General features: G+C 67.9%; 14 protein-coding genes. 5 read left to right on the top strand and 9 right to left on the bottom strand.

The window, feature by feature from the left end; translation table 11 throughout:
- Nucleotides 1–12: 12 nt before the first annotated feature.
- From ACFV4R_RS03675 to ACFV4R_RS03665, 3 genes are all read right to left on the bottom strand, one after another.
- Nucleotides 13–1,530, bottom strand: coding sequence for a carboxyl transferase domain-containing protein (locus tag ACFV4R_RS03675; protein WP_377201093.1), 1,518 nt, complete (start codon nucleotides 1,528–1,530; stop codon nucleotides 13–15).
- Nucleotide 1,531: 1 nt separating this feature from the next.
- Nucleotides 1,532–2,758: a CaiB/BaiF CoA transferase family protein gene (locus ACFV4R_RS03670; RefSeq protein WP_377201092.1), complete on the bottom strand. Its 1,227-nt coding sequence runs from the start codon at nucleotides 2,756–2,758 to the stop codon at nucleotides 1,532–1,534.
- Between the two features lie 61 nt (nucleotides 2,759–2,819).
- Entirely contained in the window at nucleotides 2,820–4,187 is a 1,368-nt protein-coding gene (locus tag ACFV4R_RS03665) for an SLC13 family permease (RefSeq protein ID WP_377201091.1), read from the bottom strand.
- Between the two features lie 136 nt (nucleotides 4,188–4,323).
- Here ACFV4R_RS03665 and ACFV4R_RS03660 point away from each other — a divergent pair, with 136 nt between their 5' ends.
- Nucleotides 4,324–5,022 (top strand): FadR/GntR family transcriptional regulator, encoded by a 699-nt coding sequence (locus ACFV4R_RS03660; protein ID WP_091717336.1) that lies wholly within the window; start codon nucleotides 4,324–4,326, stop codon nucleotides 5,020–5,022.
- Nucleotides 5,023–5,130: 108 nt separating this feature from the next.
- On the opposite strand, the gene ACFV4R_RS03655 is transcribed toward ACFV4R_RS03660, so the two are convergent.
- On the bottom strand, nucleotides 5,131–5,703 hold the full coding sequence (locus ACFV4R_RS03655; protein WP_377201090.1) for a DUF4190 domain-containing protein: 573 nt from the start codon (nucleotides 5,701–5,703) through the stop codon (nucleotides 5,131–5,133).
- Nucleotides 5,704–5,762: 59 nt separating this feature from the next.
- Complete coding sequence (locus ACFV4R_RS03650; protein WP_377201332.1) at nucleotides 5,763–6,335, bottom strand: LysE/ArgO family amino acid transporter; 573 nt, start codon at nucleotides 6,333–6,335, stop codon at nucleotides 5,763–5,765.
- Nucleotides 6,336–6,429: 94 nt separating this feature from the next.
- On the opposite strand from ACFV4R_RS03650, the gene ACFV4R_RS03645 reads away from it, so the two are divergent.
- Entirely contained in the window at nucleotides 6,430–7,377 is a 948-nt protein-coding gene (locus ACFV4R_RS03645; RefSeq protein WP_377201089.1) for a LysR family transcriptional regulator ArgP, read from the top strand.
- On the opposite strand, the gene ACFV4R_RS03640 is transcribed toward ACFV4R_RS03645, so the two are convergent.
- Nucleotides 7,337–8,281, bottom strand: coding sequence for a nuclease-related domain-containing protein (locus ACFV4R_RS03640; protein ID WP_377201088.1), 945 nt, complete (start codon nucleotides 8,279–8,281; stop codon nucleotides 7,337–7,339). The genes ACFV4R_RS03645 and ACFV4R_RS03640 overlap by 41 nt on opposite strands.
- A 273-nt stretch (nucleotides 8,282–8,554) precedes the next feature.
- Here ACFV4R_RS03640 and pgm point away from each other — a divergent pair, with 273 nt between their 5' ends.
- Complete coding sequence (gene pgm / locus ACFV4R_RS03635; RefSeq protein ID WP_377201087.1) at nucleotides 8,555–10,216, top strand: phosphoglucomutase (alpha-D-glucose-1,6-bisphosphate-dependent); 1,662 nt, start codon at nucleotides 8,555–8,557, stop codon at nucleotides 10,214–10,216.
- A gap of 169 nt (nucleotides 10,217–10,385) precedes the next feature.
- On the opposite strand, the gene ACFV4R_RS03630 is transcribed toward pgm, so the two are convergent.
- Nucleotides 10,386–10,991 carry a malonic semialdehyde reductase gene (locus ACFV4R_RS03630; protein WP_012631002.1) on the bottom strand — a complete coding sequence of 202 codons (606 nt, stop codon included), beginning with the start codon at nucleotides 10,989–10,991 and terminating at the stop codon, nucleotides 10,386–10,388.
- A gap of 249 nt (nucleotides 10,992–11,240) precedes the next feature.
- Here ACFV4R_RS03630 and ACFV4R_RS03625 point away from each other — a divergent pair, with 249 nt between their 5' ends.
- Nucleotides 11,241–12,593 (top strand): uracil-xanthine permease family protein, encoded by a 1,353-nt coding sequence (locus ACFV4R_RS03625; RefSeq protein ID WP_377201086.1) that lies wholly within the window; start codon nucleotides 11,241–11,243, stop codon nucleotides 12,591–12,593.
- Nucleotides 12,594–12,668: 75 nt separating this feature from the next.
- Nucleotides 12,669–13,157 (top strand): hypothetical protein, encoded by a 489-nt coding sequence (locus ACFV4R_RS03620; RefSeq protein ID WP_377201085.1) that lies wholly within the window; start codon nucleotides 12,669–12,671, stop codon nucleotides 13,155–13,157.
- On the opposite strand, the gene ACFV4R_RS03615 is transcribed toward ACFV4R_RS03620, so the two are convergent.
- Together ACFV4R_RS03615 and ACFV4R_RS03610 are read right to left on the bottom strand one after the other, a co-directional pair.
- The gene (locus tag ACFV4R_RS03615; protein ID WP_377201084.1) at nucleotides 13,154–14,059 is read right to left on the bottom strand and encodes an SGNH/GDSL hydrolase family protein; all 906 of its coding nucleotides are present in this window, start codon (nucleotides 14,057–14,059) and stop codon (nucleotides 13,154–13,156) included. The genes ACFV4R_RS03620 and ACFV4R_RS03615 overlap by 4 nt on opposite strands.
- Nucleotides 14,056–14,943 carry a GAF domain-containing protein gene (locus tag ACFV4R_RS03610; RefSeq protein ID WP_377201083.1) on the bottom strand — a complete coding sequence of 296 codons (888 nt, stop codon included), beginning with the start codon at nucleotides 14,941–14,943 and terminating at the stop codon, nucleotides 14,056–14,058. The genes ACFV4R_RS03615 and ACFV4R_RS03610 overlap by 4 nt, the downstream gene beginning before the upstream one ends.
- Nucleotides 14,944–15,050: the final 107 nt, after the last annotated feature.

Here is a 15,050-nt window from a genome sequence, read left to right as displayed (position 1 = left end):
CGTCGTCATGGCCTAACTGCCGAGGTTCCGGAATTTCCGGGCCCGCGACGCCACCAGTTGGGACACGGGCACCGCGGCAACGGACGCGAGCTCGTACTCGATGGCGTGCGCCATCCGAGAGCAGAATTCACGTGGTTCGAGGGACGCGTCGTGGCGCTCATCCACAATGTGGTCCACCAGCCCGTTGGCGTAAAGCGACGCCACGTTGACGCCCTGCGCCTGAGCCATTACCGGAGCGAACTCCGTGGTGCGGTGGACAATCGCGCTGGCGCCCTCGGGCGGCAGCGGTGACAGCCAGCTGTGCTGCGCCGCGATGGTCCGGTCCGCCGGCAGCAGGGCCAGCGCCCCTCCCCCGGCGCCCTGGCCCAGCAGGACCGAGACCGAGGGAGATTCGAGCCCGATCAGTTCGTGCAGCGAGCGGGCGATTTCCCCGGCCAGGCCGCCTTCCTCCGCTTCCTGTGAGAGGGCCGCGCCGGCGGTGTCGATAACGGTGAGCAGCGGCAGCCGCAGTTCCTCCGCCAGCTTGGCGCCGCGCCGCGCCTCGCGCAGCGAACCCGGCCCCATCCCGGCGGCATCCTTCCGGAGCGGGCGGGCGTGGCCCAGAACGATGCAGGACTGGGTGCCGAACCGGGCCAGGGCCAGCAGCAGCCCGGGGTCCTTTTCGCCTTGGCCTGTGCCGTTGAGCGGAAGAGCGTCGCTGGCACCGTATTTGAGGAGCTGGCGGAGGTCGGGCCGGCGCGGCTGCCGGGAAATTTCGATGGAGGTCCAGGCGTCCACCTCGGCGGGCCGGACGGCCAGCGTGGCGGGGGCATCAGGCCAGGCAGCCGAGCCGGAAGCCCGGCGGGGCATCAGGATGTCCAGCGCCCTGCCCACCAGTTCGGCGAGCTTGCCGGGTTCCACCACACCGTCGATCAGGCCCTTGCTGAACAGGTTCTCGGCCACCTGGACGTTGTCCGGGAAGGCTTCACCGTGCAGCGCCTCATAGACCCGGGGGCCCAGGAACCCCAGCAGGGAGCCCGGCTCGGCCACGTTGATGTGCCCCAGGGATCCCCAGGAGGCCATGACGCCGCCGGTGGTGGGGTGGCGCAGGTAGACCAGGTACGGCAGGCCTGCCTGCCGGTGGGCCCGGACTGCCGCGGTGATCTTGACCATGGACAGGAACGCCAGGGTGCCTTCCTGCATGCGGGTCCCGCCCGAGGCGGTACCGGCCAGCAGCGGCAGGCCCTCCGCCGTGGCGCGTTCCACCGCGGCCACGATCCGTTCGGCAGCGGCGTGGCCGATCGAGCCCGCCAGGAAGGAAAATTCGCTGACGATCAGCGCCACCCGCCGGCCGCGGATCAGGCCGGCGCCGGTCAGCACGGATTCGTCGGTGCCGCTGCGGGCCCGTGCCTTGGCGAGGTCGGCCGCGTATTCATCGCTTAAGTGCGACTGCTGCGGTTCGGCGTCCCAGGACGTGAACGAACCGTCGTCCACCACGGCGTCCAGCAGTTCGGCGGCGCTGAGGTGGCGCACCTTTTCCGACGTCGGCATGCTATTCCGCCCCGGCCGGCGCGTCCGCGGCAGCGACTGGTACCAGCCCCAGCCACTCCCTGATGGATCCGCCGTCGGCGTCCAGGAGCGGCGGCGCAGCGTGGTCCGTCACGGTCGTCTCCGCGGCGTCGCCCTGGGCGAAGAACCGCAGCGGCGGGCCGGGCAGGCTGACCGTGCCGAGCAGGGGATGCTCCACATCCACCACCAGGCCCTGCGAGGCCACCTGCTCCCAGGCGTACACCTCGTCCAGCGAGCGGACCTTCCCTGCCGGGATCCCGGCGTCGTTCAGCTTCTCCAGCAGTTCCACCGCGCCGAACTGGGCGAAGGCGCGTTCGACGGCGGCAATCACCTCCTGGCGGTTCCGCACCCTGTCGGCGTTGCTGGCAAAGCCGGGCGCGGCGGCGTCCAAGCCAAAGGCAGCCGCGAAGGACGCCCACAGCTTCTCGCTGCCCACGCTGATCTGGACGCTGCCGTCCTTGCAGTTGAACAGGCCGTAGGGCGCGATGGACGGGTGGTGGTTGCCCTGTGCCTGCGGGACTTCGCCGGCCACTGTGGCGCGCGTGCCCTGGAAGGCGTGGACCCCGATGAGGGAGGCGAGCAGTGAAGTGCGGACCACCTTGCCCTGGCCGGTGCGTTCGCGTTCAACCAGCGCGGCCAACACGCCGGTGGCGCCGTTCATACCGGCCAGCAGGTCGGCGATCGGCACTCCCACGCGCTGCGGATCGTCCGGGCCGGACCCTGTGAGGGACATCAGGCCGGCCTCGCCCTGGAGGATCTGGTCGTAACCGCTGCGCTGGGATTCGGGGCCGTCATGGCCGAAGCCGGTGATGGAGAGGATCACCAGCCGCGGGTTGAGCCCGTGCATGGCGGCAGTGGAGAAGCCCAGCCGGTCCATGACGCCGGGCCGGAAGTTCTCGATCACCACGTCCGCCCGTTCCAGCAGCCCGCGGAGCACTGCCTGCCCGTCACTGCTCTTCAGGTCCAGGCTGATGGATTCCTTGTTCCGGTTGCAGGACATGAAGTAGGTGGACTGCAGGTCATCCTCGGGGCCCACAAAGGGAGGGCCCCAGCCGCGGGTGTCATCGCCGGTTCCGGGGTTCTCCACCTTGATGACGCGGGCGCCGAGGTCGGCGAGCATCATGCCCGCGTGCGGACCGGCCAGCGCGCGGCTCAGGTCGACGACGGTGTGCCCGGCCAGGGGGCCTTGCTGACGGTCAGCTGCATTCATGTGCTGGTTCCTTTACTGAAGAGCGTGGCGCGGAGCGCTGGCGGAGTGGAAAATGTGGCGGTTACAGCCAGCCCGGGACTACCAGCGCCAGCCAGGCGAGGACCGGCCCGGCAACGATGACGATGCCGCTGTAGCCCAGGATCTGCTTGTAGAACTTGTCCTTATCCACACCCTCGGGCGCGTTGGCCAGGACCAGGGCGCCGTTGGTGGAGAACGGTGAGACGTCCACGATGGTGGCGGCCACGGCCAGTGCGCAGATGACGCCGACGGCGCCGATTTCGCCGGTGGACAGGAAAGGCACAGCGAGCGGGATGAGCGCGGCCAGGATGGCGGTGGAGGACGCGAAGGCCGAGACGATGGCGCCGATGAAGCAGATGAGGAGCGCTGCCACCAGCGGCATGCCCATGCCGGCCACGCCGTTGGAAACGAATTCGATGGTGCCTGCTTCCTCGAGCACCCCAACGAAGGTCAGCATGCCGCAGATCAGCAGCACGGTGGACCAGCTGATCTTATTGATGGCGCCCTTCTGGGCTGCAGGCGAGACGAGGGCCAGGACGATGGCGATGGTGATGGACACGAAGCCGACGTCCATCTTGAAGCCCAGGGCGACCACCGCGAGCACCACCAGGCCGGCGATGGTCACCAGCTGCGGGATCCGCGCAGAGCGTTCCCTGGTGGCGGCAACGCCGTCGCCTGCGGGGTCGCGGGGGCCGTACATGCCGGAGCCAAAGCCCTTGAAGGCAACGTCCTTGCCGGCCTTGGCGCCCACGCTGACGGACATCCGCGCTTCGGCAGCCTGCTCCACGAAGTGGCCTACGCGGGAGGACAGCAGCGCCCGGCCGCCCAGGACGGTGAAGAGCACCACGGCGATGACGACATTGAAGATCAAGCTGCTCAGGAACAGCGCCGTGGGGCTGAAGGCCAGGTCCGTCTTGGCGATGATGCCGTTTACGGTGACGCCGTAGACGGCGATGGGCGAGAAGCCGCCGGCCTGGGCACCGTGGATCACCATCATGCCCATTAGCAGCGGGCTGATCTTGTACTTGCCGGCAAAGCTGAGGGCGATGGGGGCAATAATCGCGACGGCGGCCGGGGACAGCGCGCCAACGGCGGTGATAACGGCGGTGATGGCAAACATGACCCAGGGAATGAGGGCAACCCGGCTGCCCACCAGCCTGACGGCGCCGCGGACCAGGAGGTCGATGGTGCCGTTGTTCTGCGCAATGGCGAAAAGGTAGGTGACGCCGACAATCGTCAGGAACAGGCCACCGGGGAAATTGGCCAGGATCTCATTCGTGGACATGCCCAGAACCAGGGCGCCCAGCAGGAAGGCGCCCACGAAGGCGAGGGCACCCATATTGAGGGGCAGCACTGTGGCTAACAGGAACATCGCCGCCAGGATGATGATCGATAGAACAGGAGCGGACATCGTTGGTCCTCCATTGGGAAAAGAAAAGTGTGACGTGAGTTACTGGCTCACTGGACTAGCCTCTTAGACAGTGAGTCTATCTGTCAATAGCAGCACGCTGTATTCTTGGGGGGACCGACGATGTAGTGAGGGCTTTGTGGAGAAGACAGCACGGCTGGGACTGGAACGAGTTTCGCGGCCAAGGCTTTACGAACAGCTGGTGGAGCAGATCCTTGCCTACATCGAATCGGCGCAGCTAAAGCCCGGGGACCTCCTGCCGGCAGAGCGCGACCTCGCCGAACGGCTGGGGGTCTCACGCGCCACCCTGGCCCAGGCACTCGTGGCGCTGGAGGTGCTGGGCGTCATCGATGTCCAGCACGGCACCGGAGCCGTGCTCGCCCGGCGGCCCAGCGTGGCGTCAGTGATCAAGGGCCTTCGCGAACACCGGAGCCGGCTGCCGGAAATCGTCGAGGCGCGCAGCACGCTGGAAGGAAAACTCGCCGCCCTGGCCGCCGCGAGGCGCACGGACGAGGACCTGAAGGCTATCGATCACGCCCTCGAGGTCATGGCCACGGAAATCAGCGACGGCGACCGCGGCACCCATGGCGATGAGCTCTTCCACGAAGCGATCACCGCGGCCGCGCATTCCTCGGTACTGGCGCAGCTCATGGCATTTATCGCCGAGATGATCCTGGAAACGCGGATGGAATCCCTCGGCCAGCCGGGCCGGCCGGAACAGTCGCTGGCCTCGCACCGGCGGATTGCCGACGCCATCCGGGACCAGGACGCGGAGGCCGCCGCGGAGGCGATGCTGGCGCACATCGAGCTGGTGTCCGACGTCGAACTCCTCCGCTGACCCCGCTCCCCCATCTGCGGCTAAACGCCAGATGCCCCATCAGACGGGGTTCCTATGACCGGGTTTTAGGAACCGGATCTGATAGGGCCTCCGGGGCGGGTGGGGCGGTCAGTACCCGTAACTCGAGGACGAATATGACGCCAGCCCGATTATGAGCAGCAGCCAGAAGCCGCCGTAGCCCAGCAGGCAGAGGTAGCCCAGGACCAGTCCGGTGATGGACATGCCCTTGCCCGCGGGTTCGCGCTTGAGGGCCATGTGGCCGGTGATGATGGCGGCAAGCTGCGGAAGCATCAGCCATCCCATGATCACTGACGCAATGCCGCACACCATGCTGGCGATGCTGAGGGTCTTGGGCTCGGCCTGCATGCCGTAATACGCCGGCTGCCCGTACTGGGCCTGCTGTCCGTAGGGGCTCGGCTGGGCGTAGGGGCTGGCACCGCCGTACTGGTTGCCGTACTGGTCGTTGCCATACTGCGGGCCGCCGTACTGGTTGCTGCCGTACTGCGCGGAAAGGCCCGGGTACAGCGGCGGCGGGGGAACGTCGGAGCCCGGCGCGGTGGATCCTTGCGGCGGCACGAACGGCGGCGGTTCATACCCCGACGGGGGCGCGGGCGGAGTGCCGTCGCTGCCGGACGGGTTGTGCCACTGGGAGTCAGGGCGCTGGGAAGGCTGGTCAGTCATGGTTTTCCCCCTGGAATGTTGCTTCCAGCCTATCGCCTGCGGCGGCTTTCCGGGCGCCGTCAGTGCAGGACCAGCTTGACGGCCAGGCCAAGCATGACGATGCCGATTCCAAGGTCCAGGAACCGCCAGGTGCGCGGGTTGCCGAGCACCCCGGACAGCGCCCTGGCCCCGTACCCCAGCGCCGAGAACCACGCGATGCTGCCGGCAACGGCGCCGCCGGCGAAGACCCACCGGAGGTCCGGGCCCTGCTGGTTGGCCAGGCTGCCCAGGAGCACCACCGTGTCGAGGTAGACGTGCGGGTTCAGGAAGGTCAGCGCCACCGTACTGGCCACCACCGATCCCTTGGACCGGGGCGTGCCCTGCGCAAGGGCGGACGGCCTCAGCGCCGAGATGAAGGAGCGCACCGCGAACCAGGCCAGGTAGGCAGCCCCGCCCCACCGAAAAACTTCGAGGGCTTCCGGAAAGCGGGTCACCAGCGCGCCGATCCCGGCGGTCCCGCCCAGGATCAGCGCAGCATCACCTGCCATGCACACCGCAACCACCACGCCGATGTGCTCACGGCGGACTCCCTGGCGGAGCACGAAGGCATTCTGGGCACCGATGGCCACGATCAGCGCCAGCCCCGTCAGCATTCCGGTGATCCCTGTCATCAACATGCAGTTGACGGTACGGACCTCAGCATCGGAAGACAAACGATTGATTCTAGGGTTCCATTAGAATTTCTTCATGAATCTCGAGCATCTCCGCGCACTCATCGCCGTCATTGACGAGGGCACCTTCGAGGCCGCGGCAGACCTCCTGCGCGTCACCCCGTCCGCCGTCAGCCAGCGCATCAAGGCGCTGGAGGCCTCCACGGGGCAGGTCCTGGTGCGCCGGCGGGTCCCCTGCGTTCCCACCGACGCCGGAGCAGTGCTGCTCCGGATGGCCCGGCAGGTGCAGGTCCTCGAGGCCGAAGCCTCAACCGCGCTGGGCACCGCCACAGCCTCCCGCGCCACCCTGGCTGTGGCCATCAATGCCGATTCGCTGGCCACCTGGTTCGTGCCCGTCCTCGCCGTGGCCGCCACGTGGCAGGACACCACCCTGGACCTCCACGTCGAGGACCAGGGTTTCAGCAGCCAGCTCCTGCGGCAGGGTGACGTCATGGGTGCCGTCACCTCCGATCCCGTCCCCGTCAGCGGTTGCCGGGTGGAGTTGCTGGGCCACATGCGGTACGTCCCGGTGGCCGCGGCCGCCTTGCGCCAACGGTTCGCCAAGGGCAACACGGTGGACTGGGCCCGGATGCCGGTCCTGAAATTCAATGCCAAGGACAACCTGCAGCGCGGGCTGCTGGCGGTGAAAGGCATCGGGCAGGTTCCGCCCACCCACACGGTTCCGTCGTCGGAAGGGTTCCTCGCGGCCATCAAAGCCGGCCTGGGTTGGGGCATGCTCCCTGAACTGCAGCTGGGCAACGAACTTGCCGACGGCTCGCTGGTCCTCCTCGGGAAGAACGCCCATGAGGATGTGCCGCTTTACTGGCAATCCTGGTCACTGGACTCGGAGCGGCTCCGCCGGATGGGCGAAGCGGTCCGCGACGCCGGCCTTGGCAAGCTGCGCACAGCCGCCCCGGAAAATGGCAGCACCGCAGGCAGCAAACTCAGCGCGTCCAGAACGGCAGGACGTAGACCGCAAAAATAACGAAGGCCGCCAGGAGGGCGAGCCGGCCCGCGCTGGTGCCGCCCCGCGCCTGCGGCTTCCCGTTTCGGTTCCGGCCGGCAGCGGTTCGGGCCATCCCGTCGGCGCCCGCCGACGGGATGGCACGCCCGGCGGGATGCCGGGATACACTGCCGCTGCGGCTCCGGTCAGGACCTGCTGCCCGGGGATTGTCCGCGCCGCGACGGTCCGCGGCGGGAGCGCCCGTTCGCGGCCCGGCGTTGCCTGGACCGGCCGGCGGGAGGCCACCCGCAGGCCGCACCACGGTTCCCGGCCTGACATTCCGGAACGCTGTGATGCCGGGCTCCTGCTCGTGGGTAAGCTCCTCCCCCAGTTGGGCATAAAGTCCCACGACTGCTTGGTGGTCCAGCACCGGCGGCAGCGCCTCGATGGCACCCACCACGCGCTGGCTGCCCGCGACGGCGACATCGGAGTTCGTCACGCCAAAGAGGTCAGGCTGGGCGGCCATGCAGATCAGCGGCCGGACCAGCCGGCGGTGCGGCGGCGCCAGCACGGAGGCGACGGCGGCGCACTGCGCCAGTGCGCCTTCCACCGCCTGGGTCCGCGCATACCGGCCCTGCCACAGCACTCCCGATGCCACCCGCACCTCACCGGTCCAGTTTTTGGAATCGACCACCACCACGCCGCCGGGCCCCACCAGGACGTGGTCCAGGTTGGCCTTGGGCCGGCCGGGCCAGTGCACGTCGTGCAGCACGTACCAGCCATGCGGGACCAGTTCGCTGAGCTTGTCCGCCACCACACGTTCACCTACGGCCCCCGCATCCCACGCTTTCGTGGAGCGCTCGGCCGCGTCCAGCCGGCGTTTGAGCCTGGCTACCCGCTCAGCAGCCAGCCTGGACTGTTCGGCTGCCCCGTCTCCTGCCCCCATGGTGCGTCCCTGCTTCCGTGCCGGACGGGCGAAAAGCGGCGGGCCGCCGTCGTCCCCTGCTGTGGTTGTTCGAGCCGGGAGGCCGTGGATTGCCTTCCGGATTTTTCGAAAGTAACAGCGCGCGCAGGGGCCGGTATATAGGTACTTTTCGGGGCATGTACTCAGGTTGGCTACTTGGTTAACTGCTCGTTTTCGATGACGTGCCGCCGTCACAGGGGCCGGAATGTGGCCCTGCCGTTTTGACTCCGGCGAGGTTCTGGCATGCTAGGTCCCATGGCTAGCCGCGCGGGTACAGTTGCCCAACCCCAGGACCTTGTTGACATCACAGCGCTCCTCGATGCGTACTACGACATCTCGCCGGACCTGGGTGACCCAGGCCAGCGCGTGGTGTTCGGCACGTCGGGTCACCGCGGTTCGAGCCTGAAGGCCTCGTTCAATGAAAAGCACATCGTGGCCATCAGCCAGGCCATCGTCGAATACCGGGCGGCGCAGGGCGTCACCGGCCCCCTGTTCCTCGCCAAGGACACCCATGCACTGAGCGAGCCGGCACAGAACTCGGCCCTCGAGGTCCTTGCCGCCAACGGCGTCCAGGTCCTGGTCGACGCCCGGCACGGCTACACGCCCACCCCGGCACTGAGCCACGCAATCCTCACCTACAACCGGAACGCCGGCTCCGGCGCCCCGCAGGCAGACGGCATCGTGGTCACCCCCAGCCACAACCCGCCGCAGGACGGCGGCTTCAAGTACAACCCGCCCCACGGCGGCCCGGCAGACTCCGACGCCACCGGCTGGATCGCCAACCGAGCAAACGAACTGCTCGAAAACGGCCTGCGCGGCGTCAAGCGCATCCCGCTGGCCGATGCCCAGGCAGCGGACACCACGGGCAAGTTCGATTTCCTCTCCAGCTACGTGGACGACCTTCCGTCCGTCCTGAACCTGGACGCCATCCGCGACGCCGGAGTCCGGATCGGTGCCGACCCCATGGGCGGCGCGTCCGTGGACTACTGGGGCGAGATCGCCGAGCGCCACCACCTGAACCTCACCGTGGTGAACCCCACCGTGGACCCGCAGTGGGCCTTCATGACCCTGGACTGGGATGAGAAGATCCGCATGGACTGCTCATCCCCATCGGCCATGGCCTCGCTGATTCAGCGGATGACCGTTGGCGCGGACGGGTCCACCGCCTACGACATCGCCACGGGCAACGACGCGGATGCGGACCGGCACGGCATCGTTACCCCTGACGGCGGGCTGATGAACCCGAACCACTACCTCGCCGTGGCCATCGACTACCTGTACCGTAACCGCAGCGGCTGGAACCCGGCTTCGGTGGTGGGCAAGACCCTGGTGTCCTCCTCCATCATCGACCGCGTGGCGGAAAGCCTGGGCCGCAAACTGGTGGAGGTCCCCGTGGGCTTCAAGTGGTTCGTCCCCGGGCTGCTCTCCGGCGACGGGGCGTTCGGCGGCGAGGAATCGGCCGGCGCGTCCTTCAACAAGCTGGACGGCAGCGTCTGGACCACGGACAAGGACGGCATCCTGCTGGCCTTGCTCGCATCCGAGATCACCGCCGTCACCGGCAAGTCCCCCTCGCAGCTGTACAAGGGCCTCACGGACCAGTTCGGCGCACCTGTCTACGCCCGGATCGACGCCGCTGCCACGCGTGAGCAGAAGTCGGCACTCGGCAAGCTCTCGCCGTCGGACGTCACCGCGACGGAACTGGCAGGCGAGGCAATCACCGCCAAGCTCACCGAAGCTCCCGGCAACGGCGCCTCCATTGGCGGCCTGAAGGTGGTCACGGAGAACGCCTGGTTCGCTGCCCGCCCGTCCGGCACCGAGGACGTCTACAAGATCTACGCCGAGTCCTTCAAGGGCGAGGAGCACCTGAAGCAGGTCCAGGCCGAAGCCAAGGCCCTGGTGGACAGCGTCATCGCCTGATCAGCGTCCGTTCGCCTGTGCTGGCCCCAAGCCAAACGCGCGCTCACTAACGGTCGTTAAAACGCGAACGCCCGCTCACTTGAAGTGAGCGGGCGTTCGCTTCTTAAGCCCCGGAAGTGAGCGCGCGTCCGGGGAAAAGGCCCCACAAGTGAGCGCGCGTCGGGGGGGGTTAGACGGTGCGGACGGCCTCGTCGTAGGAGAACTTGGGCTTGGCGGCGCCCCAGGCTTCCTCACCGGGCTGGCCGATGTTGACCACCAGGAAGCTCTTCTGGTCGCCGGCCGGGAAGAAGGCGGCGTCGATGGCGGCAAAGTCGGCGCCGGTCATGGGGCCTGCGGCGAAGCCGAGCGAGCGGACGGCCAGGATGAAGTAGCCGGCCTGCAGGTGGGCGTTGTTGTTGCCGGTGCTGGCGGCCAGGGCGGGATCGGCGTCGTACATGGCCTTGGGGGCGTTGTAGCCGGGGAGGAAGCTGTCCCACTTGCCGGCCCAGTCCGTCTCGTAGCTGAGGATGGCCACCAGCGGAGCGGAGGCGGTCTTGGCCTGGTTGCCGCGGGACAGGGTGTCCACCAGGGTGGCGCGGGCCTCGTCCGAGCGGACGTAGGTGACGCGCAGCGGCTGGGAGTTGAACGCGGTGGGTCCGAACTTGGTCAGTTCGTAGATGGCCTGGGCCTGCTCCTCGGTGACCTCACCGGTGAAGGAGTTGGCGGTGCGGGCCTGGGCGAAGATGGCGTCAACGGCTGCCGAATCGATAACCGCTTCTTCATGGGCAATGGTCATTCGCGTACCTTTCGCTGCGGCTCCCCCGCCTGCCGGGGTGGGCCTCTGGTTGCTTTCCATAGTTGCAACTTCAACTGCTTGCCGCCTCTTCCCGTGACGGCAGGTGACGTTGGCCACAGCGGGTCCCCGGCGCTTCACGTCATGCTGGTTGGCAGCCTGCGTCCGGCAGCCTCCCTGCAGGGCTGGCGGTATTCTGGACCAAGTTGATCTTCGCCCCCTCGCGGCACCCCCTGAAAGGCATTCCTTCCCATGAGCATGCTCGGAATCAAATGGAAGCTGCACGGCACCGGAAAATCCATCAAGCCCGGCCAGGTGGTGGCCCCGGATGAGCGTTTGGCGTGGCCGCTGACTATTGGCGTGGGCATGCAGCATGTGGTGGCCATGTTCGGCGCCACGTTCCTGGTGCCCATCATCACCGGCATGCCGCCGGCCACCACACTGTTCTTTTCCGGCATCGGCACGCTCCTTTTCCTGGTGGTCACCAAGGGCCGCGTGCCCAGCTACCTCGGCTCAAGCTTCGCGTTCATCGCGCCCATCACCGCGTCCCAGGCGCAGTTCGGCATTCCGGGTGCCCTTGGCGGCGTGGTGCTGGCCGGCGCCACCCTGGCGCTGGTGGGTGCCGTGGTGCAAAAGTTCGGCGCCGGGTGGATCAACCGGCTGATGCCGCCCATCGTCACCGGCGCCATCGTGGCGCTGATTGGCCTCAACCTTGCGCCCGCCGCGAAACAGAACTTCGATGCTGCCCCCATCACCGCCGTCATCACCCTGGCCACGATCATCCTGGTCAGCGTGCTGTTCCGCGGGATCCTGGGCCGGCTGAGCATCCTGGTGGGTGTGGTGGTGGGCTACCTGGTGGCCATGCTCCGCGGCGAGGTCAGTTACGAAAAGATGGACGCCGCCGCGTGGGTGGGCCTGCCGCATTTCCAGACACCCGAGTTCCACCTTGGCGTCCTGGGCCTGTTCGTCCCGGTGGTGCTGGTGCTGGTTGCGGAGAACATCGGCCACGTGAAGTCCGTGGCCGCCATGACGGGACAGAACCTCGACGGCGTCTCCGGACGCGCGCTGATGGCCGACGGCGCCGCGACGGTCCTGGCGGGCTTCGGCGGCGGATCCGGCACCACCACCTACGCCGAGAACATCGGCGTCATGGCCGCCACCAAGGTCTATTCAACGGCGGCCTACTGGGTGGCAGGCATGTTCGCCATCCTGCTCAGCTTCTCCCCGAAGTTCGGCGAGCTGATCGCCACGGTCCCGCAGGGAGTACTGGGCGGTGCAGCCACCATGCTGTACGGCATGATCGGTATCCTGGGCGTAAAGATCTGGGTGCAGAACAAGGTGAACTTCTCCAACCCCGTCAACCTGACCACGGCCGCCGTCGCGCTGATCATCGGCATCGCCGACTACACCTGGACCATCGGGGACCTGAAGTTCACGGGCATCGCCCTGGGCTCCGCGGCAGCATTGGTGATCTACCACGGCATGCGGGCCATCGCGAAGGCCCGCGGAACGGTGGCCGAGCCCGAAACCGAGCAGGGCGGACTGCCGCCGGCAGTGAAATCGGCGCTGAACGCGGCAACGAAGCGCGGCCCCAAGAAGCGCTGACCCTCCCATTCGGATTGCCGCTCCCGGCAGCCCGTGTAGGGTGAAAAGACGTCAAGCACTACGTCTGGGGGATCAATGCTTGAGAGTTTCATGCGCCTGCCGAAATCGACGCCGCCGGCAAACCACCGCCACGTCCAACAGGGGGATCTGCCGTCCGGCCAGATCTACACCCTGGATCCGGTACCTCGGAGCCGCGTGGCAGGATGCGTCCTCGCCGTCCTCCTCAGCGGCTGGATGCTTGCAGTGCCAATTGCCCTGATTGACCGCCTCAAGGACGCTTCCGGCCCGGGCACCGGGGTCCTGACCGCGAGCATCATCGCCTTCGCTGTGGTCACCGCGGGCCTCGGCGGTTTCCGGTTCTTCAACGCCAGGGACGTCCGAAGGCGTTTGTCCGCCGCACTGATCGCGGCCCTGGCTGCCGCCGTCACCGCGGCGGCAGCTTCTGCCCTGCTCCCCGAATACGGCCTGCTGCTGGCCGCTCCGGGCCTGTTGGCTGGAGTGCCTGCGCTCGTCGCCCTGGTAAGGGACCACCGCAGGCACCGCGCTCCCGGTACCGGGGCCTAAGCGGCCTGCCCCTGGGCCGCCGGTCCACCCGCCATACCGGAGTTCAGGCCGGCCGCGGGGTGGCCGGGTGGGAAGGGTCCTGGCCGGCCCAACCCGAAGATGGGCCCGGGCAGCGGACGCTTGGCGGTCAGCGATTCGTCCTCAGGATGCAGGATCCGTCTCAGGATCCAAGGCACGAAGTACTGCCGCGCCCACACCAGGTCCTCTGCCCGCGCGTGCTTCCAGCCCTGGGCCGGAAGGGGTTTGGGCTGGAAGGGCTCCAGGGTGTGCGGGACGCCCAGGGCATTGAGCGTGGCCACAGCAACCGCGTGGTGGCCCAGCGGTGACAGGTGCAGCCGGTCCGGGTCCCACATGGCTGCGTGCTGGAGTTCGGGCAGGCACCAGAGGTCCACCATCACGCAGTGGTGCCGGGCGCCGATGGTGTGGATGTTCTCGTTGTAGACAGCCACCTTGCCGCGGATGGCACTGAAGACGGGTGTGTTGCCCCAGTCCGGCCCGGCATAAAGCAGGACGGTGGCGCCGGTAGCGGCCAGCACGCCGACGGCCGCGTCCAGCTTTTCGGCCAGTTTGTCCGGATTTCCGCGTTTGAAGAGGATGTCGTTCCCGCCGCCGGACATGGCAATCAGGTCCGGCTTCAGCGCGAGCGCGGGAGCCAGCTGCCGGTCCAGGATCTGCCGGAGCAGCAGTCCCCGTATGGCCAGGTTGGCGTAGGCGAAGTCCGGCTGCCCGTCGCTGAGTTCCTCCGCCGCCCGGTCCGCCCAGCCGCGCAGCCCGCCCAGGCTGCGCGGTTCGGGATCGCCGATTCCCTCGGTGTAGGAGTCTCCCAAGGCGACGAAACGGTGCCAGGGATGCATCCCCTGGCCCCCGCTGGCCCTGTTCAGCCCACGATCGTCGGTGATCATGCTGTTCTCCTTCCCGCGGTTGGACGCGGGCGCTGCTTCCTTACAGCCCCCGCCCTTGGGGCGCCCTGTGAGGCGTGCCCCAGCTCGGCCGCCGGCGCAGGCTGGAAGCCCGTGACGCCGTCGTACGTTTCCGGTACAGGTGCCGCCGGTGCCGGACCGGGACGTCCCATCCCGGCGTTAGGCGCGACGACGTTCAGCGCCGCGTCCCGAAGGTCCAGTTCGTGGTGGACCGCCTGGGTCTGCAGGAACCTCAGTGCGCCCTCGCGGCTCAGCCCGTATTCGTTCATGAGGCTGCGGACGGCCAGGTCCACCAGCACCAGCGAGCTTTGCACGACGGCGATGCCGGCGGTGGCCTCGGCACGTTCGCCGACGCGCACCACCACGCGGAGCGCCCGGGCCACCTGGTGGACGTACGTGCGGCAGCGGACAAGATCGTCGCTGGTGAAGGTATGCGCGGCGGCCGCGTAAAGGTTGATGGCGGCACTTGCCCCGCCTTCGGAGGCAATGGGCGCGGACAGCAGGGATTGCACGCCGTGCGCCGCGGCGGCACTGGAGTATCCGGGCCAGCGCCAGTCCCGGCTGAGATCGGAGAGAAGGACGAACTCGCCGGTACGCATGGCTTCCATGACGGGGCCGTCCGCGAACGAACATTGCTCGCGGTCCGCCTCGCGCGCCTGCTCGGTACTCGCCGCGAGGGTGTGGGATTTTCCCAGCCTGAAGAGGGTGGCCGCCCAGCCGATGCCGCGCTGTTCACCCTTGACGTCGCGCATGAACTCATGGGTGACTTCCCAGAGATAGTTCTCAACGTCCTTGCTGTCGAAAACGGGCTCCGGGGGCGATGGAAGCGGTCCCCAGCCAACCTGCCCCGAGGGTTCAGCGGCCATGTTCCACGCCTAGGGTTTGAAAAGCTGCGGCCCACTGCAAAACCTCCTCTAAGAATACGGCCCGACAGCGCCGTATTGGGAGGTCCGGACCGCAGGTTTAGGGGAAC

It is taken from the genome of Pseudarthrobacter sp. NPDC059871 (assembly GCF_042731175.1).
GTDB lineage: Bacteria > Actinomycetota > Actinomycetes > Actinomycetales > Micrococcaceae > Arthrobacter.
The sequence above is the reverse complement of the archived record's forward strand: the minus strand, read 5'-3'. Positions and strand labels throughout refer to the sequence as shown.

Bases quoted from the DNA above. Each gene is read 5' to 3' on its own strand.
- ACFV4R_RS03670 (WP_377201092.1), bottom strand. From the start codon at position 2,758: ATGAATGCAGCTGACCGTCAGCAAGGCCCCCTGGCCGGGCACACCGTC.
- ACFV4R_RS03665 (WP_377201091.1), bottom strand. From the start codon at position 4,187: ATGTCCGCTCCTGTTCTATCGATCATCATCCTGGCGGCGATGTTCCTG.
- ACFV4R_RS03645 (WP_377201089.1), top strand. From the start codon at position 6,430: ATGAATCTCGAGCATCTCCGCGCACTCATCGCCGTCATTGACGAGGGC.
- ACFV4R_RS03630 (WP_012631002.1), bottom strand. From the start codon at position 10,991: ATGACCATTGCCCATGAAGAAGCGGTTATCGATTCGGCAGCCGTTGAC.
- ACFV4R_RS03625 (WP_377201086.1), top strand. From the start codon at position 11,241: ATGAGCATGCTCGGAATCAAATGGAAGCTGCACGGCACCGGAAAATCC.
- ACFV4R_RS03655 (WP_377201090.1), bottom strand. From the start codon at position 5,703: ATGACTGACCAGCCTTCCCAGCGCCCTGACTCCCAGTGGCACAACCCG.
- ACFV4R_RS03620 (WP_377201085.1), top strand. From the start codon at position 12,669: ATGCTTGAGAGTTTCATGCGCCTGCCGAAATCGACGCCGCCGGCAAAC.
- ACFV4R_RS03615 (WP_377201084.1), bottom strand. From the start codon at position 14,059: ATGATCACCGACGATCGTGGGCTGAACAGGGCCAGCGGGGGCCAGGGG.
- pgm (WP_377201087.1), top strand. From the start codon at position 8,555: ATGGCTAGCCGCGCGGGTACAGTTGCCCAACCCCAGGACCTTGTTGAC.
- ACFV4R_RS03675 (WP_377201093.1), bottom strand. From the start codon at position 1,530: ATGCCGACGTCGGAAAAGGTGCGCCACCTCAGCGCCGCCGAACTGCTG.
- ACFV4R_RS03650 (WP_377201332.1), bottom strand. From the start codon at position 6,335: ATGCTGACGGGGCTGGCGCTGATCGTGGCCATCGGTGCCCAGAATGCC.
- ACFV4R_RS03610 (WP_377201083.1), bottom strand. From the start codon at position 14,943: ATGGCCGCTGAACCCTCGGGGCAGGTTGGCTGGGGACCGCTTCCATCG.
- ACFV4R_RS03640 (WP_377201088.1), bottom strand. From the start codon at position 8,281: ATGGGGGCAGGAGACGGGGCAGCCGAACAGTCCAGGCTGGCTGCTGAG.